Source organism: Noviherbaspirillum album, from assembly GCF_035916955.1.
In the GTDB taxonomy this organism is placed as follows: Bacteria; Pseudomonadota; Gammaproteobacteria; order Burkholderiales; family Burkholderiaceae_D; genus Noviherbaspirillum; species Noviherbaspirillum album.
Genome location: NZ_JAWIIV010000001.1, coordinates 163129 through 186377, shown reverse-complemented (window position 1 = coordinate 186377; position 23249 = coordinate 163129). Strand labels below are relative to the sequence as shown.

Sequence of the window (23249 nt, the reverse complement as noted above, 5' to 3'; positions counted from 1 at the left end):
TTCCTATTTCGCGGCTGCTGTCGAGAGCTTCAGGCGCAGTGGCTGATCCGGGCGCAGGGTAATATTGAACACGGGTTTTGGGGCGGTCATTTCATCCGGGACCGTCACTGCAAAGCGCTGCAGGAACATCGCTGCAATGATCGTCATCTCGGCCATCGCCAGATGCTGGCCCAGGCACACTCGTGGCCCGGTGCCGAAAGGCATGAAGGCGCCGCGCGGGAAGCCCGGCGCGTCGGCGGCAAAGCGCTCTGGACGAAATGCGTGCGGGTCCGGAAACCATCGTGGGTCGTGATGCATCAACTGTACCGGTATTGTGAACATGGTGCGGGCGGGCAGTTGCCAGGCTCCCAGGGTTATCGGACGACGGGATCGACGTGTCAGCAGCACCGGCGCCGCCGGGTAGAGGCGAAGCGTTTCCTGGAGCGTCTGAGTGAGGTAGGCGAGCGAGGGCAGGTCTTGCGCCGTCGGAATTCTGCCTTGCAGTGCCGTGCGAATCTCTTGCCGGGCAGTGGATTGCGCCTGCGGGTTGGCCGCCATGCACCATGTCCACCAGGTCAAGGTGGCCGCGGCAGTCTCATGTCCGGCAAGGAATGCCGTCATGCATTCATCGCGCACTGCTTTCAGCGGCCACGCAGAGGAATCCTCGTGGTGCAATGCCAGCAGTTCGCTTAGCAGATCCTTCGGCCAAGCGGCGGGTGCCAGCATCAGCCGTGCCTGGATATGCCGGTCGATCAAGCGATTGAGTACAGCGAGTGCCTGCCGCTTGGCGCGTTTCCACGGCATCCAGTCGGGCCATCTTGCGGGCCAATACATTTCGGCATTACCGGCAACCGCCGTGTCGTGTACGGCCCTTTCAGCAGAGCGCGCGTCCTCATCGATTTCGCTGGAAAACATCATTCGCACGATGACATCCATCGCCAGTGACGTAAGGGAGCTCTCGATCGGCCAATCCGCATCGCCGGTACGCCATTGCGCGAAAGCCTTCTCAGCCGCACCCGACATGGCGGGAACGAAGGCTTCGACAGTTTTTGGAGAAAAGTTGGGTTGCAGGGTATGCCGCTTGGAGCGCCATGGCTGGCCCTCGGCGATCAGTACGCTATGCCCGTGCAATTGGGAAAATACCTGGATGCCTCGCTCCCATCGGATCAATGCATCGTGATGGTTGACCAGCAGTTCGCGCACGAGCTGCGGATCCGACACCACGACTTGATGTTCGGGCCAGATATGCAGATGGACCATGTCGCCATAGCCTTGCCGCCATTCGGCCAGTGCGCCGGGAAGGTCGCGCGACATGCGGCGAAGCAGGCTCCATCCGGTCAAGCCGGACGGTGGTCCGGGCGGCCAAGTGCCGGGCGGGTGCAGGTGTGCTGGGGATGTGCCGTCTACATCGGCATGATAGGGGCAATTGGAAGATGTCGAAGGTTTCATGCTGTGGATTATGTGCCGCGCGTCTGCCCGTTTCTTGAACCGAAACGACATAAGCGATTGACAGCATGCGCTTGCTATACTTGGCGCTTATGATTTCCGGACAGCCAGATACGTTGCCGCTTTATCCCGACCCGCTGGAGCGCGCTCCCCGCGCATGTGGTGGGGACGGCGCCCCGAACGCATGGCTGCGCCTTGCGCCTCCGGCGCTGCAAGGCGCACTGGTCGCGCTGGTTGGCCGGGATACGAGCAATCCTCCGCTAAGCAGCGCGCAACGCCTTTCGCATTTTCCTGCGTCGCCCATGGTGACGATTTCCTGGTTTCAGGGCCTTGATGTCGGTTTGGTGGGGCGCGGCGAAAACGGCCCTTGCTGGCAACCGTTCGGAGCGCGGGTAGTCGTCTCCGGTACTCAATCTCATCCGACCGTAAGCTGGGCGCCGACCACAGGGTGCGGTTACATGGCGTGTTTCGCCGCAGACGCTGCTCAGGCACTGTTCGAGTTGGACCTTGCTGCGATTCAGGATCGCTTCGTTCCCGCCGACCAGCTACTAAACGGCAAATGGTCACCGCTCTGGAATGCATTGCTCACCAGCGATGATGCAGATTTGCTGTCGGTGCTGGAAAGCCATCTCGCAGGGCGTTGGCAGGCGCTGCAGGGCCGTGCTTCGGCACAGCCATCCTTACGTCAATTGGGGCGCCACTGGGTGGAGCGCCTGGCTTGGCAGGCACAGGAATGGCGGCGCATGCACAGTCCGCGGCATGTGGAGCGTCGCATCAAATCTTTCAGCGGCAGGTCGCTGCGCGAGTGGCAGGCTCTGGTCAGGACGGAGAGCCTGTTTTTCGCCGTTCGAGATCGATATGAAACCGGGCAGCCATTCGATTGGGCCACGCTGGCTCAGGATGAAGGATTTGCCGATCAGGCGCATATGAGCCGCGTGGCCAAGCGGATAACGGGTTTTTCACCGAGCGAGTTTGCCCAGCGATTCTTCGAAGACGAATCCTTCTGGATGTACCGGCTATGGGTGTGAAGGCAGCACTAAAGTATAAAAGCTTTGCAAGTCGGAATTGCATGTACATTCTCGATGTTCCTTGAATGTAGCCCGGACCGTGCCGGCTTTGATGTCAGCCCTAAAACTTGCCGCTCTTGCACCGAAGTGCATTATTTCCGCATGCCATATACTGGCCGGCATGCACCCCACAGGCTGCTGATGGCATTGGCGGCTCTAGGCCGCATTCCACCCATAGACCTCATGGATACGCAGCGCAGGATCCGACCGAAGTTGTGTGCGAACGCCCTTGGAACGACTTTTAATTTGCATCTGAGGAAGTACCTTGGCTTTTGGCCATGGAGAGATGTTTTATCTTAATTCCGTTTACTCATATTGAGGTGCTTTCACACAGGCTGGACCCAAAGTGGACTTCAGTGGTGCATGAATAACGAGGGTTTGGTAGCGGCTATGCAAACACGAACCATATTCCTTTATTTGGCTCGACCTTGTATCGGGCTTCTACTTATCTCGCCAGCAAATATCAAATCCTGTATGTCAATCGCCGCTTCTGCGCTGCGGGGCCTTACGCGGAAGATGGATTGCAAACGTGACGCCATCGTTCTGGTTGGAGGTAACAACAATCTCACCCTCGTGTGCAGTGACGATTTGCTTGACCACGTATAGTCCTAGTCCCAGATTTTTGGAGTTTGTCGCGACACGTTCATTCGCGGGGCGGATGGCGAATCGTTTGACCGGGTCAAAGAAGGTTCTCAACTTTGCGGGTGGAATCACCTCCCCGTCATTTTGCACCGTGTACACCACTTTGTCCGGAAATCCGCTAATCGATACTTTAATCACGCTGTCCAGACTACCATGCTGAATCGCATTTGAAATCAGGTTCGAGAATGCCTGGGCGATGCGCGCCCCATCCCAGGCACCCAAAAGGTGTCCATCCGTCGTCAACTGAATTTTGCGGTCAGGATGAAATGTCCTGGCTTCCTCCACGACGTTTTCACATATCACCAACAAATCCAGCGTGGAAGGATCGACCGGTATTCCATCGCCCAAGTGAGTCGTTGAAAAATCGAGCAAGTCACGCACAATCTCTTCCATACGCTGCGAACTATTGAAAATGCGCAGCCCAACTTTCAATGCTTTTGAAGGCAAAGCTTGATCTTGGAGCAGCACTTGTGCTCCCATGCTGATAGCACCCAAAGGTGTGCGAACGTCGTGTCCAAGAATAGCCAGAAATAGATGCTGGGCTTCGCGTAGCATCCGCGTGTAGCGCGCCATCGACTCAGTTTGTGCCTGGTCGATTGCTTCATTGAAGCGGATCATGTCCTGTATATCTTCAGGGGTCGCAATCCCGGTATGTTTGGCCCATAATCGCAGTACGCTCGATCGGAGGGCCCTGAACTCTGCCATGACTTGGTCGCCGTTCAAACCAGCTGATACGCGATGCGCTGCGTGATTCTCGGCAGCAGTATCCTCTGTGCCTTGCGGGGCGAGTCCTCTGGATTTCGCGATGCTCTCCTGCTCATCCTGAGCTGTTTCCAGATCAGTGGCAATAACCTTAAGCACTAATGCAGCATGATCGCGCAGCTCGGTCTTGTCAGCATCGCGCAGGGGTTCCATCGTTGCCGCAAAATTTTCCCAATCCTGGAGTATGACCTCGAGATTGGATCGAATAAACTTCGATAGCTTCACGGTGTTCCTCGAGGACTTTCGCGCGAGGGCAGACGCTTGCAGTCGAGTAGTTCACGTACGTGACCAAGCAGCTTCTCAGCGAGAAACGGTTTCTTGATAAATGCATCGTAGCTATTTCCTGGGGCGACTCTGCATTGCAGCGATCCGCTCATCAAGAGAATGGGAAATGGAGAGCCATTCTGCCCCGCGTTCAAGCGCTTGCTCAGTTCCAGGCCACTTAGGTCGGGCATGCAGCAGTCGGAAATCAAAAGTTGCGGCTGCTGAACCTTGATCTGGGACAGAGCTTCTTCTCCGCAAAATGCGACGCGCACAGCGTAGCCATGGGCTTCCAGCAACATTGAACAGGTTTCGGCAATATTTGGGTCGTCATCTACTACCAAGATCATTACTGCTCCCTGAATTCGCTATTTAAATAGGCGAAATATTTTAGAACCAAGCAAGCTTTGCCCTACTTGGCGGAATACCTACGTTCGTTTAAAAGATAGCGGACGGAATGTCCAAGATCCTCCCGAATAAGGGAGTTTTGACTGAAGGAATTAAAACGGAATGGCTCTGTGAAAGAGCAAGACGGGATGCGACCTACAATGATGCTGCTTGATGGAGCACTGCGCTCCAGTCTTCGTACCATACAGGAAATAAGCAGAAGTACCTACCTTTCTTTTCCTCAAAAGGCAAAAAGAGAAAAAGGTAAATTCCGAACTCGAATCAAGCCAACCTTAACGGTCTAAGCTGGTTCATCGATCCAGACATCCAAGAACATGCATGTTCGATGTGACTGACCGGTTTCGGCCTTTGTGCAAATCATCTTCCGGTACTTGCAATGGCCATTCCGTATCGTATTGCCGCCGCCTTTTTAATAGCTTCGAGTTGTCAGCCGGCATTCATTGGAGACGGCTAGCTTTTCTAAAGCAGCCTTCTAAAGCGGCCTTCTAAAGCAGTGCTATAAAGCAGTCTTTTACGCGGTGACGAGAAGACGCCTGAGGTAGGCATATCATCTCGTCGTTCATACCTCATTCCCTTGACAATTTGCGTCATCAGCGTAGGATCTAAATTACCTGTCGCGTTCATACGTGCCAAAGCATCCTTTGGACGATCTACGCGTATTGGTTGGAAATGCGTCCTGGCGGGAGCGATTGTCGTTGCCGATGAACCCGAAGCCATGCTACTTCCGACCCCCTGAACCTTTGGTTCGAGGGTGCTGGCAACGTGCGACAGGTACAATGCAAATCTAACGGCCCGGTTCGAAAGAGCTTGGGCCGTTTTCATTATGGCTGCCAGATGGCGCCTCCGACCGGTCCTCGGGCGTGCACATCAGATCAGGTCGAGCGGCCCGGCGTGGCGCGTGTGCATCTGGCATCCGGCAGCAGGCAGGCAACCTGCCAAATGGTGAAATCTGATAAGACTTTTCGTAATCAAGACTATGCTTGAACTCAGATGAAATGGGCGAAGCAGATCCTGCTGACCACACGTCCTTTTATTATATTTCGTCCATGACCTTGGTGAGGGTCGCCAACGCCAGCGGCTTGGTCAAATGGCGGTCAAATCCAGCCTCTTCGGCTCGTACCTGGTCTCCCTCTGTTCCCCATCCGGTAATGGCGACGAGAAGTATATTGCCCAAGCCGTCGATGTTTCTTATGTGGCGTGCCACTTCGTAGCCTGTCATACCAGGCATGCCAATATCAAGCAACGCAACTTTAGGCCGGAAAGCCTGCGCAACCTGAAGCGCTTGCATTCCATTATGAGCAACCTCGACATCGTGACAGTACATTTTCAACAATGATGCCAGACTATGGGCTACGTCCCTGTTATCGTCAGCCACCAGAATGCGAAGTCTTCTTTGTGGTGTACCGCTTTTCGTCAAGGGCTGATTTCCTTCACCATTGGTTTCATCCACCTGGCCAATCGGAATCCGCACGGTAAAGGTACTGCCACGTCCGACGCCTTCGCTCGTCGCGGTTACCGTACCGTCGTGCAGGGTAACCAAATTGCGCACAAGTGCAAGGCCAATACCAAGGCCGCCTTGGGAATGTTCCATATTGCGCCCGACTTGACTAAACATTTCGAACACCGAGGCCAACGATTCCGATGGAATGCCGACTCCATTGTCGTTGACAGAGACAACCGCATCATTTCCATCCTGCTCAACCGTTAGCGTTATCTTTCCGCCATGCGGCGTGTATTTGGCGGCATTGGTCAGCAGATTGCCGACCACCTGTGCAATTCTCGTTGAATCTACATATAGCCTGATTGGCTTTTCACCAAACTTCACGCTGAGTTCGTGCCGCGCGGATTCTATGATTGGCAGACTGGTTTCTACTGCACTTGAAATAATGCTATTCAGATCAACCAGATTTTTTTTAATTACAATCTTGCCGCTACTTATCCGAGCCATATCCAGCAAATCATTGAGCAGGTGAACCATCTGATTTGCCTGGCGTTCCATCATGTCCCTGACCCGGGCAACGGATTCTGGACTGTCTGCACGTATGCGCAACATCTCAAGGCCCGTAATAATCGGTGCCAGCGGATTGCGCAATTCATGGGCGAGAACGGCCAGGAAGTCGCTCAAATGCTTGTTTGACTGAGACATCTGATGAAACAAGGTCCGGTACTTGTCTTCGGACGTGCGCAGTGCGGCCTCGGTACGCTTGAATGCATCAATGTTCGTGACAACGGCTACTTGTCCTGTGATGTGCCCGCTGTCATTCTTGACCGGTACGGCTGCGACTTGCGTCCAGATCTCCTTCCCGTCGTCCTGCTGATACAGCATCTCGACTCCCGGTACGACCCGCTCTCCACGAAGAGCGCGGGATCCTGGGAAATCTTGACGGACATATGGTTTCCCATCTGCGTGACAGGCACGCCAACGACCATGACGAGCGTCGTCCAGAGAAGGTTGGATCCTGGTTGGCAGATAACGGTGCATTTCCTGATTTGAAAGCACGACTTTTCCCTCGGCATCGACTACTCCAACGCCTACCGGCAAAATCTCAAACACTGCGGCAAGTCGGGATTGCGTCTCGCTCAAAGCCTCTTCCGCCTGCTTGCGTGACGTTATATCCATTACATTGCCGACGAATCCTAAAAATTCACCCGTCGACGCCCGTCGTGGACGGCCCATGTCAATGACCCATCGGTAGCTTCCATCACTATGCAACAGCCTATGTTCGAGCATGAAATCCTGCTTATGCTCGTTGGCATTGAGAAACGCATTGTGCGCCGCTTCTCTATCCTCGGGATGGATGGCGTCGGTCCAACCGAAACCTATGCCTTCACCATCATCCTGCCCGGTAAATTCATACCAGCCGCGAGAAAGAAACGAGCATGATCCGTCAGGTTCGGTGACCCAAAGCATGGCAGGGGCGGCATCGGCTAGATCGCGAAAAAGCGTTTCGCTGCGACGGAGAGCCTGCTCGGTCCTGCGGCGCTGCACAGCAGCTGCCACCTGATTCGCACCGACTCCCAGCACGAGGCGATCATGCTCTGTCGGAAAATCGTCCCGGTGCGACCCTACAACGACAATTCCACTGTCCTGTGCAATGCCGAATCGGGCGAATGTCACGCGAAGCGTCCCGTTACCATACGGATCAGGCATGGTGGCAACCTGGTTTGCATCGAATTGCGTTAAGCCGGATTCCAGCATTGCCCTTATCTGGGGCGAGACAATTTCAGCCGCACCATGCCGGTTGCCGCATATGGTTTCAATCGAATCGTTTCCATCGTGGCTGCCCAAGCGAACATAAACCAGGTCAAGACCCAGCATGTTCCGCAAGACATCGGCCAAGCTCTTGATGAGGCCTTCAGGAGGAAGGGTGCCCCAGATAGCCGACAGGGTCGAGATGGCTACAAGGTCGCGTGTAATCTGCCGGAGGCGATTGACTTCCGCAATGTGCATGTTTGGCGTCTGCATGTCGTGTGCTTGCGACCGCAGAGTCAACTGCGGCGAGATAATTGGTTAGTTAGTGGTTTTCCGGGCTTCGATTTCCCTAAGCATTTCTTCAGGCGGCACATAAAACGGGTTTTCCTGAAGGATGCCACCCACAATCACCATGGGGTGCGTACGCATCACGTCAATGACCATGCCGGCGTCGAAGCGCGACAAGTCATAGGTGCAGATAACCGGGTCATGCCGTTTTGGCAAGACCTGGTTAAGGCGCGCTTCATACTCCACAATGTCATGCACCCCAGGCAAATCTTCCAGGGCCCATTCCATATGGGCGATGTTGCGAGATAATTTGCCGGGAGGATTCTTGCTTGGAGCAATGGCCTCTTTGAGAGTGTCTATCATCAGATGCTGGTCGAAACGGCCATTCTTGAGGTAGGTTTCTTGCCAATGCTGGATTTCCAACTGTCCTGTTGCCTCGGCTGCCGAGGTATCGATGCCTTCTTGCTGCAGGCGCTGTAGATGTTCCGCGCGGTGACTAGCATTCACGATATGGAAGGCTCGATCCCCGTTCTCAAGTCCTTCTTTGATGAAAGGCATCAATACCCGGTATTTCTCTTCCTGGGTGTGGAAAAAGGCACAGATATGACATGAATGTGTCAACGTAGAACCGGCCAACTTTATCGGCTTCCCAATCTCAGACATCACACCGCTCCTGAAAATGCGCCTGAAGCTATCGCGCCAGATAGTCTATTGGAATGTTATCCTACAACAGACAAAACGCGAAAAAGCCTCATGTAAAAATGGCAGGCAGACGATCCGAGCTTTATTGGATGGCAAACCTTCAAAGATCTGGACGGTCGAGAATTGCGGCAGCATAGAATACTCGGTGCCGATAACAAACCTTAACTAACCTTACCGTCTGAATTTTCCGGTCCCCGCATGCTTTTCACGGTCTCAACGTCGCGAAGCATATTGGTCATCCGTTGCACTAATTCCCTTGCATTTACCGGTTTGTTAAGAACAGGTATTCGCCCATCCACCCGAAGGGCTTCGTTAGCAAATCCAGTAACGATAATAGCCGGCAGGCCCGGTTGAAGCTGATGCAGTCGTTGTATCAATTCATGGCCGTTCATGCGCGGCATACTGAAGTCGGTAACGACGCCGTCGATAGGATCATCGCGAACGATTTCAAGAGCTGCGAACGGGTCGTTGACGACACTCACGCGATAATTGCTCAGCGTGAAAATATTTTCAAAAAGATAAGTAATCGCGACATTGTCGTCGACTAAAAGGATATGGTGCATGGCAAGGGTAGGTCATGCAGCCCCTGAGCAAGCTGCCAAACCAACAAAATGGTGAATGATACAAGCCAAAGGAAAAACGAAGCCTGTTGCTTTGATTCAAGACAGTCGTAATTTGATTTTCATCAAATTCCTGGCGCGTGTTCATCCTGCGTTTTCGGAACGATATTTGAAGACGATCATTTGCGCTGGACCGTTACAGTTGCGGTTACGGTTCCGGTAGACACTTCCAGCCCATGATTGGAGATTCGAGCCCAGACCCAAGTCGAGCCACGAAGCGGTGTTGGCTTGAACGACTTGGCAGGCTGCTCACCCACGCTGCCGCGATGCGGCGGTTCTTGGACGGGTAATCGCCTTGGCATAGGACCACTCGATCAGCTCCACCAGGTAGTCCGTCGGGACTGTGCTGACATCCACGATTGTGACCCAGTGAAACCTGGCCATGTAGCGCGCTGGCTTGATGCCGGGCACGTCGGTCAACTCCAGGAAGCGTTCAGGAGTGGTGCGAATGCTGAAGCGCCATTTTTCCGGGTCGCTGGTTTTGAAGTAGGCAAACTTTTTACTGCCGGCGTAGTAGACAAGCACGTTGCTGGGCGGCCCGAACAGCTTGGAAGATGCGCCGGGATAACGGCCGCAATGCTCTTTGACGGCGATAATATCCATTTCTCACTGTCCTCAATCTCAATGATTACATCGACAAGCTTTTAAACGGGCATAAGGGCACGACCACGTGCAACCAGGTACGTCGCCTCACTTACCGAGCTGGCGATGCAAGCAGGCCTTCCAATTGCCGCCGCGCCACGGCGAATTCCTTTTTAAGTTCGGCGAGCAGGCCGCTGCTGCCGTCCAGGGTTCCTTCCTTGCCCATCCTTTCAAGTTCCATGCAGGGAGCCCGCATGCGGATGGCGCCCAGGTTTTCGATGCTCGACAGGAAACGGTGGCAAGTGGCCTGCACCTTCTTCGCATCGTTCTCGGCCAGCGCATTCGCTATGGCGTCCAGGTGGCGCGGCGAATCGTTGATGAACAGCTGAATGATGTCGGCCACGATGGTGGGGTTGTCGTCGTCCTGCAATTCAAGCAGCTGGTCGATGCGCTGCCGGTCGATGACGATTTCCCCGACCGCACCTGCCTGCGCTTGCGGCGAGGTGGCCATCAGCGCGGCGCGCACATCGTCGAGTTCAACCGGCTTGGGCACATAGTCGTCCATGCCGGCGGCAAGGCATTTCTCGCGGTCGCCCGGCATTGCATTGGCAGTCATGGCGATCACCCGCGGGCCACCGCCGCCGAAACGCTGCCGCAGCCGCCGGGTCGCTTCCAGTCCATCCATTTCCGGCATCTGCACATCCATCAGCACCACGTCGTAGGATTGCCGCTCCAGCGCGTCGAGCGCTTCCACGCCGTTGGCCACCACATCGGCCCGATAGCCGAGATGCACCAGCAGTTGGCGCACCACCTTCTGGTTGATGGTGTTGTCTTCCGCCACCAGGATATTGAGCGGCAGCGTATCGGCCAGCTTGCCGGGGGCGGCCGGATGCTGTTCCGGGCGCGCGGCCGCCAAATCCAGCCGCATGGCATGCAGCAGCACCTCGAACAGCGCGCCGGGCTTGATGGGCTTGTTCAGGAAGGCGGCAAAGCCGATGTCGGCAACGCGCGTGTCCTGCGGACGGCAGGCCACCGAGGTCAGCATGATCAGCGGCAGCGACTGCGGATCGCGGGTCTTGCGGATTTCCAACGCCAGGCCGAGGCCATCCATTTCCGGCATGCTCATGTCGAGGATGCCGACGTCGAAGGCTTGGCCATGCCGCACCAGGTCCAATGCCTCCGCCGCCGAGGCCGCAGCCGATGGGATCATGCCCCACAGCAGGGTCTGCTTGATCAGGATGCGGCGATTGGTGCTGTTGTCGTCGACGATGAGCACATGGCGGCCGGTCAGGGCGGATGACTGGTCCTGCAGCAGGCTGCGCGCCAGCTTCGAGCCCGAGGCCCTGGCGGTGATGGTGAAGTAGAAGGTGGAACCCGAGCCCACGGTGCTTTCCACCCACATGCGCCCGCCCATGATTTCGGTGAGCCGCTTGCTGATCGCCAGGCCGAGGCCGGTGCCGCCGTACTTGCGCGTGGTGGAAGTGTCGACCTGGGTGAAGGCCTGAAACAGTTCGCCAAGGCGCTCGCCGGGAATGCCGATGCCGGTATCCCTGACGGCGAACCGCAGTTCATGCTCGCCGCTGTCGAGCAGCGTGGCGCCGACCGACACCACGACTTCGCCGTGCGGAGTGAACTTGATCGAATTCGACAGCAGGTTCACCAGCACCTGGCGCAGGCGGGTGACATCGCCGATCACGGACGCCGGCACGCCGTCGTCGATGAAATAAGCGAGGTTGAGATTCTTTTCCGAAGCAGCCGAGGCCAGCAGATCCAGCGACTCTTCGATGCAGCGGCGCAGGTCGAAGGGATGCATTTCGATGTCGAGCCTGCCGATTTCGATCTTCGAATAGTCGAGGATATCGTTGATCAGCGTGAGCAGTACCTCGCTGCTCGACCGTATCGTCTGTGCATAGTCGCGCTGTTCGTCATCGATGCCGGTATTGAGCAGCAGGCTGGTCATGCCGATCACCGCGTTGAGCGGCGTGCGGATCTCGTGGCTCATGTTGGCGAGGAACATGCTCTTGGCCTGGGTCGCGGCTTCCGCTTTTTCCTTGGCGGCCTGCAATTCCATCTCATATGCCTTGCGCTGGGAAATGTCGCGCAGGATGACGGTATAGACCAATCCGTTATCGCTCTCGAGCCGCGAGATCGATGCCTCGGCGGGAAACTCCGTGCCATCCTTGCGCAATGCGAAGATCGCCCGCCGTTCGCCCATCTTGCGGGCGTTTTGCCCGGAACGGTCGAAGCTGTTGATGTGCGTTCGGTGCACCCGATGATGACGTTTGGGCAACAGCAGGTTCAGATCCTGCCCGTTGGCTTCATGGGCCGTCCATCCGAATACGCGCTCGGCGCCCTGGTTGAACAGGATGATGCGATGGTCGCCGTCGACGCAGATGATGGCGTCGTCGGCAATGCTGAGGATGCCGTTGAGCTGGGCGGAAGTCAGGTTGGCTGGCATGTTGGAACGGTCATGAAAGTTGGGGAGCGGCAAGCAGGGCATGCATCAGCTGACGCACGGCGGCCTGCTCCTGCCGGGGAGAGAAGAGCGGCGCGCGCCGGGCGCACTGCTGCTTCAGGGTGTCGAGATAGGCCCGGTCGCTGATGGTTCGCGCGATCATGGACGCGAGCATGTCATGATCCCCGACCGGGAAATAGCCGGCATAGCCGGAGCCGAGCATGCCGCGGTTGCCCGGAATGTCGGTGGCCAGGACCGGCACGCCGCTGGTCACGGCTTCGATGATGACATTGGCGCCGCCCTCCATGCGCGAAGTCAGCACCAGCAGATCGCTTTGCGCCAGCTCGCGGCGTGTCGCTTCGTGCGGGAGTGCGCCCAGCCAGCGGTAGTGGGGCAGCCGGCGCTGCGCCGCCTGCGCCTGCAGTGCAAGCTCCGGATCGAGCGCGCCGCCGATGTGAAGCAGCCGCGCGCGGTCAGGATCGACCAGCGCGGCCGCGCGCAGGTAAGTCATCGGATCCTTCTCTTCGCGCAGATGTCCGATCATCACGACACGCAGTATTTCCCTGTCGGGTCTTGGAGTTTCGGCAAGGAGCGGCGGCGCGGATTGATAGATCACGGATGCTTTGTCGCGCAGCGCGGCATCGAGTTCCTGCAGCCCCGCTTCCTGCAGCAGCACCAGTCGGCTGGCCAGCCGCAGCGAGCGCCGGGCCTCTTCGTCATGGCGGATATCGCGGTAGAGATCGGTGCCGGTCAATACGAGTACCGACGGGCGTTGCGGAAAGCGCGCGTGGAAGTCCGCAAGCGAGGCCGCCGATCGGCGCGCATGCAGCGCGATCATCGCGTCGCATGGCGTTCCATCCCATTGCTGCCGCAAATCGATCCGGTAATCCGAAAGACAATTCGCCCAGCGGATTGCGGTTTGCCAATTGCCGTTGTTGGCTTTTGCCGTTGCCGGACTGATAATGCTGACGTGCGCTTTTTTCAATGCCGCTTTCCTGCCTGGTTTGGATTGCAATGATGTTTCCTGAGAATGACCCGACAAATGACCCGACGACCGAAACGATGAGTGCTTCCTTCCGCCAAGCCAGTGCGCACCAGCTTGCCGATGCATTGCTGCAAGTTCATGCGCAAAACATGCTGCTGTTTCGCAGCCTTGCCGAGCGCGGATTTGACGTCGCGGCCAGGGTGCCTTGCCTGCCTGTCATCAATCCGCCGCTGTGGGAAATCGGTCATGCCGCCTGGTTCGCGGAGTGGTACGTCCTGCGCGAAGCCGCCAGCAGCGCGCCATCCGCAGCCCGGCATCCCTCGCTGCTGAACCGGGCCGACGGCTGGTTCGATTCTAATACGGTAGCGCATGATGCGCGATGGACACTTCCGCTTCCCGCCGCGGCAGACATCCTCGCCTATTGCGCAGAAGTGCATGAACGCGTTCTGGAACGGCTTGCCGGCATCGGTACCGACCGCGCCGACGAGCCGACGCTCTACCCGTTCCGTCTCGTGCTGGCGCATCATGCCATGCACGGCGAAGCCTTTTTTTATACGCTGCAGACGCTCGGCGTCCGGCCGCCGCCGGAACTGGCGCCGCAATTGCTGCCGGACGCGGCGCCGGGGCAGCCCGGCCAGGAGATCGACATCGGCAGCACGGCCTTCATCATGGGCACGCCGCCCGGCCAGGGCTTCGCCTTCGACAATGAACAGCATGCGCATGTGAGGGAGGTGGCGCGGTTCGCGATCGACGCGCAGCCTGTTTCAAACCGCCAATATCTCCGTTTCATCGACGCGGGCGGTTACCGCCAGCCGCAATTCTGGAGCGAGGCCGGCCGCCGATGGCTGGCGCAGACGAAGCGCGAGGCACCCGCCTATTGGACTGCCGGGACCGCCCGGCATGCCGGGGAAAACCCCGACGATGGTTGGCGCTGCCGGCGCTTTGCCGGCGATCTGTCCCCGCCGCCCGACGAGCCCGTACGGCATGTCAGCCTGCACGAAGCGCAGGCTTATTGCGCCTGGGCCGGACGGCGGCTGCCGACGGAAGCGGAATGGGAAATCGCGGCCCGTTCGCAGTCCGAGCGCTTCGGTTGGGGCCGGATATGGGAATGGACCGCATCCTCGTTCGAACCGTATCCCGGCTTCGAAGCCGGCGCTTACCGGGAGTACTCGGCGCCGTTCTTCGGCAGTCATCAAGCGGTGCGCGGCGCTTCATTCGCCACGCCATCGTGCCTGCGCGCGCCGCAATTCCGCAATTTCTACCTTCCGCACCGCGACGACATCTTCATCGGTTTCCGCACCTGCGCGACGGAACCCTGACCATCGAGAGAGACCACCATGCCCGTCACCACGACCGTCACTACGCTTCCAGCACGCAACATATTCGGCGAACCCCTGGTTCCCTGTTCCTTCGACCCCCTGACCGGATTTTTCCGCGACGGCTGCTGCAAGACCAATGCCGAAGATATCGGCACCCATGTCGTCTGCGCGATCATGACTGATGAATTCCTGTCGTTCAGCGCCAGTCGCGGCAACGATCTGTCGACTCCGGTGCCGGAATGGGGATTTCCCGGTCTCAGGAGCGGTGATCAGTGGTGCCTTTGCGCGCTGCGCTGGACGGAGGCCCTGGAGGCCGGCATGGCGCCGCCGGTCGTGCTGGAAAGTACCAACCTCGCGGCCCTGGAAATGATCGACGAGGACGTATTGAAGCAGTTCGATCACCGGCTGCGCTGACCGCGCCGCGTGACCGGGGTCAGGGACCGGGGGCCGTTGACGAATCTTTTCGGAATGGGAGACTCCAAGCGCAATTGCAGCCTTGGGTTTTCATAAAGTCCGATGTGCCGACGCCGAAAAACACTTCTTTAGCATCTGATGCCCGGCCCCAGAGGTCAGTACGCACATTGCTGCTATGGCTTGTGCTTGGATGTTTGCTGCCGGGAATCGCCGGTGCCATATTCCTGCTGGTTCATGAAGTACGGCTGAGCCGATCGCAGCTGGAGCGTGACACCTTGCAAACCGCAAGAGCCCTGGTGCAGGCCGTCGATACCCAGATACTCGGGGTGCAGCGTCTAGGGCAAGGCCTGGCCACTTCCGACGCCATTGATCAGGACAATCTCGGGCGCTTTCATGCGCAGGCACGGCGAACCCTTGACCAGGCCGGACTGGGGTCGACCATCAGCCTGTCCGACGCCGAGGGCCGGCTTAAGGTAAGCACGGCGGCCGAGTTCGGCACCAGCCTTCCGATGAACGGCAATCCGGAACTCGTACGCCGGGTATTTGCGGAACGCAGCCCGGTGATTTCCCCGCTATTTTCGAGCTCCATTACCGGGCAGTCGCTGATGGCTGTCGGCGTGCCCGTGATGCGCAACGGCGAGGCGATCTACGCATTGACGGTCACCATCGAGTCCAGGGGCTTCAATGATCTTCTTCGAAGTCAGCGCCTGCCGGACGGATGGATCACTACCATATTCGACGATACCGGCGTCATCGTCGCGCGCAGCCAGGAGGTGGAGAAATTCACGGGACAGAAGGCCGCGGACAGCTACATCAGTGAGCTGAAGAAAGGCGACGAGGGGCATTTCGAAGGCGCCAATGGTGTCGGCGTTCCCGTCCTCGTCACCTATGCCCGCTCGCCGCTTACCGGATGGCGGGTTGCCGTCAATATTCCCCGCGAGACGCTGGCCAAGGAGTTATCGCGGCAAGTGGGTATCCTTACTCTGGGAATTCTTGTCCTCTTCATCATAGCCCTTGCACTGGCTCATCTCCTGAGCCAGAAAATCGTGCGCTCGTTTCAAGCGTTGGTAAAGCCCGCGGCGGCCTTGGGCGCCGGCGACGAGATCATTATGCCGCGCGTGGAGGTCAAGGAAGCGGCCCTGGTAGCAGCGGCGCTGAAGGAGGCGGCGGATCTGCTTGAATCGCGTTCAGCCGCCCTCAGGGCCAGCGACCGCGACCTGGCCGAACGGAGCAGGGCGCTGCAGCGAAGCGAAATGCGCCTGAAGACATTGACCGAACATGCCCCCGTCGCCATTGCCGTGTTCGACCGGCAGATGTGCTATCTGGCGGCAAGCCGTCTCTGGCTCAAGAACCTGAAGCTCGAAGACAGGAGTGTTGTCGGCGCATGCCATTACGATCTTGTTCCGGGTATTCCGGAGACCTGGCAGGATGCGCATCGGCGTGCTCTTGCCGGCGAAACCCTGTGCGCGGACGCCGACCGTTTCATCCGCGAAGATGGAACGGAACAGTGGTACCGTTGGGAAATCTGGCCATGGAACGACGATACCGGCGGCGTAGGCGGCATCATCATTTCCGCCGAAGACGTTACCGCGCGCCGCCAGGCCGAACGGCAGTTGCGCGACAGCGAGTCGCGGCTGGCGCTGGCATTGAGAGCGGGGAATACCGCCGTATGGGAAATCGATGTGGCGACGCAACGCCTGCTGCCTGCCGACGACCGGCTGTATTCCATGCTCGGCTATCGTGCAGCGGACATGGACACCGTCGGCAAGTGGCTGGACAGCATTCATGAGGATGAACGCAAAAGTACGGGAGAGCTGCTGCGCGATGTCGTCGAAGGGAAGCGCGACAATTTCTCGATCGAGGCACGCTACCGCACGGCGGACGGGGCCTGGTGCTGGCTGCTGTGCCAGGGCATGGCCGGCGAACGGACCGGCGACGGACGTGCAACCCGGCTCGTGGGTACGCATACCGACATCAATGCAAGGAAGCTGGCGGAGCAAAGAGCGCGCGAAGCCGCGCTGCACGATCCGCTGACCGGCCTGCCGAACCGGGCCCTCGTCTTCGAATACGGTAACCGGCTGCTCGCCGCCGCGCAGCGCAAGCACGGCCAGGGCGCGCTGCTGTTTATCGACCTCGACCGCTTCAAGCCGATCAACGACCTTTACGGCCATGATGTCGGCGACAGGGTGCTGCAGGAAGTGAGCCGGCGCCTGCTTTCCTGCACGCGCGCCGAAGACTTGGTCGGGCGGCTGGGAGGCGACGAATTCGTCATCCTTCTGCCCCATCTCGCGCCGGATCTGCGCCGGGCATCCATTGTCGCATTGCATGCGATCGAGACCCTGAACCGGCGCGTCATGATCGACTCGCTGGAGCTGTCTCTCTCGGCATCGATCGGCATCAGCTACTATCCGGCGCACGCAACGGGCATGAGCGAACTTGTCCATGCCGCCGATCTCGCCATGTACCAGGCGAAGCAGTCGGGGCGCGCCAACTTCCAGGTCTACTGCGACGAATTCAACCAGCGCGCCGACGAGGCATACCTGCTGGAAGCGCGCTTGAAGCAGGCGCTCAAGCACGGGCGGCTGAGCCTGCACTATCAGCCCGTGATCGACATGGACAGCGGCATGCTGACCGGCGCCGAGGCGCTGGTCCGCCTTGCCGACGACGGACAGGCGGTCGGCCCGCAGGCCTTCATACCAGTGGCCGAAGCGGCGGGACTGATCGGCGAGCTCGGCGAATGGGTGGTCAGGGAAGCCTGCCGGCAGCACGATGCCTGGCTCGCGGCGGGATTGAAGGTCTCCATCGCGATCAATGTCTCGCCGCTGCAGTTCAGGGAGAAAGGCTTTGCCGAAAAAATGAAACGGATCATTCTCGACGCCCAGATCGAACCTTCTTTCATTCAGATCGAGGTCACCGAAAGCGCGGTGATGGAAAATATCGATGAGGCGATTGCCATCCTGAACAGGATCAAGTCGCTTGGCGTGAAAGTGGCGCTCGACGATTTCGGCACAGGATATTCCAGCCTCAGCCACCTGAGCAGTCTTCCGCTGGACAAGCTGAAGGTGGATCAATCTTTCGTGAGGCGCATTGGTTGCGATCACTCCAGCCAGCTGGTCACCGAAGCCATCATTGCGCTGGGGCGCAGCCTGAAGCTGGAAATCATCGGCGAAGGCATCGAATCCGAAGACGCCTTCCTGTACCTGAAGGAGCATGGCTGCAACCATGCCCAGGGCTATTGGCTAAGCCGTCCGCTGCCGGCGGATCAGTTTGCCGAATGGTGTACGCAGCAAATTTCGTAATGCCGCGGATACGGTATGATCGGATCCGTTTCCCCACCCGGCCTGCTGGCATCCATCACATGACAACATCAGAGACAACATCCCATTCCGACCTCATCCGTTTCGATAACCAAGTCGCCATCGTGACCGGTGCAGGCGGCGGGCTCGGCCGCTCGCATGCGCTGCAGCTTGCCGCGCGCGGCGCCAGAGTGGTCGTCAACGATCTCGGCGTATCGCGCGATGGCGCCGGCGCCGCCGTCTCTGCGGCGCAGCGCGTGGTCGACGAAATCCGCGAGGCAGGCGGCGAAGCGATCGCCAGCCCGGCGTCGGTCACTGATCCCGACAGCGTGGCGCAGATGGTGGACGCAGCCATGCAGCAGTGGGGCCGCATCGACATCCTTGTCAACAATGCCGGCTTCCTGCGCGACAGGAGCTTCTCGAAGATGAGCCTGGAGGATTTCCGCGCCATCGTCGATGTTCACCTGATGGGCGCCGTCTACTGCACCAAGGCGGTATGGGACATCATGAAGCAGCAGAACTACGGCCGCATCGTGATGACGACATCGTCATCGGGCCTGTTCGGCAATTTCGGCCAGGCCAACTACGGCGCGGCCAAGATGGCGCTGGTCGGGCTGATGCAGACGCTGGCCATCGAAGGCGAGAAATACAATGTGCGGGTGAACTGCCTCGCGCCCACCGCCGCCACTCGCATGACGGAAGAATTGATGCAGCCTGACGACCTGGCGCTGCTTACGCCGGAGAGCGTCACGCCCGGCATGCTTTACCTGGTGTCGCGCGATGCGCCGACCAAGACCGTGCTGTGCGCCGGCGCCGGCACCTTCTCCCGGTCCAGCATCACCCTTTCCGACGGCCTGCATATCGGTACGCCCGCGGATGCGGCGGAACAGCTGGCGGCGAGCGCCGGCCGACTCGCAGATCGCAGCGCAGAGATCGTTCCGGCATCGGGATTCCAGCAATCGCAGATGGAAGTGGCCAAGGCGCGCGCGGCGCGTTCCTGAACCCCGGCCATGCCTAGTGCAGTCAAACCGAAACCGCTCTAGCGTTTCCAGAGCGGCGCCGAGCTTGGCCAATCCATGGTCAAGCCTCGGTCAATACTCGTTCAATCCTTCTTTTCCCGGAATTCCACATCGATGATCGTCTTGTCCTGATCCGGCGTTCGTGCTGGATCAATACCAGGCTTCAGGAATGAAGACATCGTGCGCGCGACCAGGACTCGCCGCAGCCGTCGATAGCAGAGCAGAAAGCCAGCCGCAAATCCGAGGAACAGCACCGGCACCCATTCGCCGCGATAAAGAAAATGCAGCAGGCAGCATGCCAGCAGCGCGGCCATTACCGGCAGCCGGGCCTTTCCGGGCAGCAGGCCGACGGCGCGCAGTTTTCCCTGGCGTATCCAGGGCAGCCTGGCGAACAGCACGCCGAGAAGAAGGCCGGCGACAAAACGATTGACGTCGAGGTAATGCGAGACGACGCTGACAACGAGGTAGCCGGCATAGGTGGTGCTGCTGGCCAGCGCCACCAGCGCCAGCAGCAGGACGGCGCCGGCCAGCTTGGGCATGCGCATCGCGCTTTGTACAAGTAATCGGAAGATTTGAGTTACTCCTGCAACATCTAAGTGCGGTGATTTCAGGAAGAGAGTTTCAACGCCATGCTTTGTTCCGGCGTTCCTTCCACGTAATCGTGTCCATGGTTCGTCAGGCGCCAGACGCCGCTTTCGGATTCGTCCACCAGCTGCCTGTCCTGCAGCAGGCTGAGATGGTGGCGCACCACCGGCGGTTCCACATTCAGGCGTTGGGCAATGTGACTGGCGCTGACCAGCGGGTCCGGAGACTGCAGCAGCTGGCCGAGTATGGCTTCCATTAGCATCGGATCTCGTTTCATGGCGTCCTCGTTTGCAAAAGACGCCATCTTAGAGCAGTTTCAGCCTGGCTGTACCGCCGATACGGGGCCGGACGGAAACCGGTCCGGCGCCACCCCCAGCCGCCATGGAGACGACACGGATTCGAAACGAATCATGTGGGAGCGGGCATGCCGCACGCGCCGGCCACGATGCAGCGCCAGCCCGCGAAGCATGCCTCGAATTCCGCGGCCGGCAGCGGCCGGCTGATCACGTAGCCCTGCACTTCGTCGCAGGAGGTGCGGCGCAGGAAATCCAGGTGCTCCGCGTTTTCCACGCCTTCTGCCACAACGCTCAGCTTGAGCGCGTGCGCCAGGTCGATGATGGATTCGGCCAGGATCAGCGGATTGATGTCGGACGCCTGTTCCTCGTCCAGAAAGCTCCTGTCGAGCTTGAGACAATCCAGCGGAAACTTGCGCAAATGCGACAGCGACGAGTAGCCGGTGCCGAAATCGTCGATGGAAAGCTGGACGCCGAGATGCTTCAATTCCCGCATGACCGAGATGGCGAGGTTCTGGTCCTGCATCAGTGCCGATTCCGTGATTTCCAGCTCCAGCGCTTCCGGCGGGAGGCCTTCCCGGTCGAGCACCTCGCGCACCGTGTCCACGATGCCGCGGTCGTTGAGCTGGCGCGGCGACAGGTTGACCGATATTTTCAGCATGCGCCCGCCGTTTCTCCAGGCGGCGACCTGCCTGACGGCTTCGGTCAGCACCCAGGCGCCGATCTCGGCAATGCAGCCGTTTTCCTCTGCCAGCCCTATGAAACAGTCGGGCGGAACATTGCCGAGCCGGGGATGACGCCAGCGGATCAGCGCTTCGGCGGAAACCACCTCCAGGCTGTGCAGGCTCACGCGCGGCTGGTAATGCAGGATGAATTCTCCGCGAGCCGCAGCGCCGCGCATGTCCTGCTGCAGGGTGTGGCGCATCAGGGTCTCTTCGCGCATTTCGGCGCTGAAGAAACGGTACACGCCTCCGCCCTGCTCCTTGGCGCGGTACAGGGCGGTGTCGGCCGCCGACAGCAGGGATTCGCTGGTGGTGGCATCGCGCGGATAAAGGCTGATGCCGACCGATCCGCCCACCTTGATTTCCTGGGATTCCACGACGATGGGGCTCGATAGCACGCCGAGCAGCTTCTGTCCAAGCCGCGACGCCGATGCCTCGCCCCGGCGGCATTCCGCCAGCAGGACGAATTCATCGCCGCCGAGACGCGCGACCAGATCGTCGGGGCGCACGCATGCCCGCAGCCGCCGCGCCACTTCCCGCAGCAGTTCGTCGCCGAAGCGGTGGCCGAGCGAATCGTTGACTTCCTTGAACCTGTCGAGATCGAGAAAAAAGACGCCCAGCGGCGAGCCGATGCGGCGGTCGTTCAGGCGTGCCCAAAGCGTGGACTCCAGCACGCTGCGGTTAGGCAGTTCGGTGAGCGCGTCAAGCGTCGCCAGCCTCTGCATCTGCTGCGCGGTGCGGATCTCCCGGGTGACGTCGGTGGTCGCGCCGCGATAGCCCGCATACACGCCGTCGACGTGGAACGGTTCGCCGGACATGCGGATATGCCGGATCACGTTGGGGTATTCGGGCAGGCTGACGGAGAACACCAGGTCGCGGAACGGCTGGCGCGCGGCGAAACAGCGCAGGAATTCCTTGACGCCATCCTCGCTCATGTCGCGCGCGGTGTCGGCCATGGGGCGGCCGATGAGCGCATGCGGCGGCAGGCTCAGCCGCTGCTGTATGCCTTCGGAAATGAAGGTAAACACGGCGTGCGTGTCGATTTCCCAATACCAGTCCGATGACAGCTTGGTCAGGCTGCGGAAGCGCTCCTCGCGCAGCGCCAGTTCCCGTTCCGCCTCGACCTGCGGCGTAATGTCGCGGCCCACCGCGACCAGTCCCTTGCGCTCGCCGGTCCTGGGATCACGCACCGCGCGCAGGTTGAGGCTGATCCAGAAAGTGCTGCCGTCGCGCCGCCGCCCGCGTATCGTCGTCAGCCCGCGCGGGCGCGTGCCGCGAGTGGCGGCCGCGCGGTCGAGGTCCTCGCTCATCAGGAAATCGGCGGCCCGCTTGCCGATCATCTGCTCGGGCTCGTAACCGAAGAAATCCCGGTGCGAGGGCGACACGTAGACGTAGCGGCCTTCTGGATTGAGATGGGCGATCATGTCGCCGGCATTTTCGGTGAGCACCCTGTGTTCAGCCTCGCTGCGCAGCAGGCGCTCCTTGCCCTCGTAATGGCTGGTGACGTCGGCCAGGCTGCCGAGCAGGCCGATCACGTTGCCGTCGGCGTCATGGCGGGGCGCCGCGTTGCTGAGCAGCCAGCGTATGCTGCCATCGCTGCGCACGATGCGATATTCCATGGTGTGATGATGGCCGCCGCGGGCGCGTTCCGCTCCGACGGCGAACCCCGCGGCGTCTTCCGGATGGATATAGCTGATCCAGTCATCGAAGCTGAAAGCCTCCGGGGACACGACCTGCGCCGAGCTCGGATCGAGGTAGACGCAACGCCTGTTCATATCCATTTCCCAGACGACGGCAGGCGCCTCGTCGGCGAGCCGGCGGGTGCCGTCCCGTGTATCCATGTCGGCCATCATACGCTTTGTCATAGTTGATCTTGACTGCCGGGCGGACATAAGCGTCTCGCGACCGTACCGTCATGCGTGTCTCCCTTCCATGTAACCATAAAAGATTGATGTAAGGCAACAATATTATGCCGTCAGCAACACCGTGAGCAGGGATAATCACGTGTTTTAGTATTAACAAAGTAAGAACGGTTGTGAGCGCACCGAACCGATGATGCTCCACGCGCGAGTGGGCAGGTTCCCTCAATTTGCGAGTGTTTGGTATCGAATGGTGATACCGATAGTCGGAAGACTGGAGACCAAGCTCATATTATTAGACCGGATTGCACCCTTTTGCGACACTGCGCTCACTGTCAACCAAGAAAGGGAG

The 23249-nt window shown here is 59.2% G+C and carries 17 protein-coding genes; 5 read left to right on the top strand and 12 right to left on the bottom strand.

Features of this window, described 5'->3' with window-relative positions; all coding sequences use genetic code 11:
- Window positions 1-3: 3 nt before the first annotated feature.
- Window positions 4-1428 carry a cytochrome P450 gene (locus RY831_RS00795; protein ID WP_326504432.1) on the bottom strand — a complete coding sequence of 475 codons (1425 nt, stop codon included), beginning with the start codon at window positions 1426-1428 and terminating at the stop codon, window positions 4-6.
- Between the two features lie 89 nt (window positions 1429-1517).
- On the opposite strand from RY831_RS00795, the gene RY831_RS00790 reads away from it, so the two are divergent.
- Entirely contained in the window at window positions 1518-2453 is a 936-nt protein-coding gene (locus RY831_RS00790) for a helix-turn-helix transcriptional regulator (protein ID WP_326504431.1), read from the top strand.
- 516 nt (window positions 2454-2969) lie between these two features.
- Here the strand turns inward: RY831_RS00790 and RY831_RS00785 are convergent.
- The 8 genes from RY831_RS00785 to senB all read right to left on the bottom strand — a co-directional run bounded on the left by RY831_RS00785 (window position 2970) and on the right by senB (window position 13420).
- Window positions 2970-4121: an ATP-binding protein gene (locus RY831_RS00785; protein WP_326504430.1), complete on the bottom strand. Its 1152-nt coding sequence runs from the start codon at window positions 4119-4121 to the stop codon at window positions 2970-2972.
- Window positions 4118-4507, bottom strand: coding sequence for a response regulator (locus RY831_RS00780; protein ID WP_326504429.1), 390 nt, complete (start codon window positions 4505-4507; stop codon window positions 4118-4120). Before RY831_RS00780 ends, RY831_RS00785 begins: the two co-directional genes overlap by 4 nt.
- A gap of 1091 nt (window positions 4508-5598) precedes the next feature.
- Window positions 5599-8031, bottom strand: a complete 2433-nt coding sequence (locus RY831_RS00775) for a PAS domain-containing hybrid sensor histidine kinase/response regulator (protein WP_326504428.1) — start codon at window positions 8029-8031, stop codon at window positions 5599-5601.
- A 45-nt stretch (window positions 8032-8076) separates the two neighbouring features.
- Window positions 8077-8709, bottom strand: coding sequence for an MEDS domain-containing protein (locus RY831_RS00770; protein ID WP_326504427.1), 633 nt, complete (start codon window positions 8707-8709; stop codon window positions 8077-8079).
- Window positions 8710-8909: 200 nt separating this feature from the next.
- Window positions 8910-9311 carry a response regulator gene (locus RY831_RS00765; protein ID WP_326504426.1) on the bottom strand — a complete coding sequence of 134 codons (402 nt, stop codon included), beginning with the start codon at window positions 9309-9311 and terminating at the stop codon, window positions 8910-8912.
- Window positions 9312-9617: 306 nt separating this feature from the next.
- Window positions 9618-9971: an MmcQ/YjbR family DNA-binding protein gene (locus RY831_RS00760; protein WP_326504425.1), complete on the bottom strand. Its 354-nt coding sequence runs from the start codon at window positions 9969-9971 to the stop codon at window positions 9618-9620.
- Between the two features lie 91 nt (window positions 9972-10062).
- On the bottom strand, window positions 10063-12408 hold the full coding sequence (locus RY831_RS00755) for a response regulator (RefSeq protein WP_326504424.1): 2346 nt from the start codon (window positions 12406-12408) through the stop codon (window positions 10063-10065).
- A 10-nt stretch (window positions 12409-12418) separates the two neighbouring features.
- Window positions 12419-13420: a selenoneine biosynthesis selenosugar synthase SenB gene (gene senB, locus RY831_RS00750; RefSeq protein WP_326504423.1), complete on the bottom strand. Its 1002-nt coding sequence runs from the start codon at window positions 13418-13420 to the stop codon at window positions 12419-12421.
- Between senB and senA the strand changes: the two genes are divergently transcribed.
- The 4 genes from senA to RY831_RS00730 all read left to right on the top strand — a co-directional run bounded on the left by senA (window position 13420) and on the right by RY831_RS00730 (window position 19420).
- Window positions 13420-14709: a selenoneine synthase SenA gene (senA, locus tag RY831_RS00745; RefSeq protein ID WP_326504422.1), complete on the top strand. Its 1290-nt coding sequence runs from the start codon at window positions 13420-13422 to the stop codon at window positions 14707-14709. The genes senB and senA overlap by 1 nt on opposite strands.
- Window positions 14710-14727: 18 nt before the next feature.
- Window positions 14728-15123 carry a DUF2237 family protein gene (locus RY831_RS00740; protein ID WP_326504421.1) on the top strand — a complete coding sequence of 132 codons (396 nt, stop codon included), beginning with the start codon at window positions 14728-14730 and terminating at the stop codon, window positions 15121-15123.
- Between the two features lie 275 nt (window positions 15124-15398).
- Entirely contained in the window at window positions 15399-18422 is a 3024-nt protein-coding gene (locus tag RY831_RS00735; RefSeq protein WP_437126189.1) for a bifunctional diguanylate cyclase/phosphodiesterase, read from the top strand.
- A gap of 59 nt (window positions 18423-18481) precedes the next feature.
- Window positions 18482-19420, top strand: a complete 939-nt coding sequence (locus RY831_RS00730; protein WP_326504419.1) for an SDR family NAD(P)-dependent oxidoreductase — start codon at window positions 18482-18484, stop codon at window positions 19418-19420.
- A gap of 101 nt (window positions 19421-19521) precedes the next feature.
- Here RY831_RS00730 and RY831_RS00725 read toward each other — a convergent pair whose 3' ends face one another.
- The 3 genes from RY831_RS00725 to RY831_RS00715 form a co-directional block, all read right to left on the bottom strand.
- The gene (locus RY831_RS00725; RefSeq protein ID WP_326504418.1) at window positions 19522-19977 is read right to left on the bottom strand and encodes a hypothetical protein; all 456 of its coding nucleotides are present in this window, start codon (window positions 19975-19977) and stop codon (window positions 19522-19524) included.
- Window positions 19978-20045: 68 nt separating this feature from the next.
- Window positions 20046-20300, bottom strand: a complete 255-nt coding sequence (locus RY831_RS00720) for a winged helix-turn-helix domain-containing protein (protein WP_326504417.1) — start codon at window positions 20298-20300, stop codon at window positions 20046-20048.
- A gap of 131 nt (window positions 20301-20431) precedes the next feature.
- The gene (locus tag RY831_RS00715) at window positions 20432-22903 is read right to left on the bottom strand and encodes a sensor domain-containing protein (RefSeq protein WP_326504416.1); all 2472 of its coding nucleotides are present in this window, start codon (window positions 22901-22903) and stop codon (window positions 20432-20434) included.
- Window positions 22904-23249 lie beyond the last annotated feature (346 nt).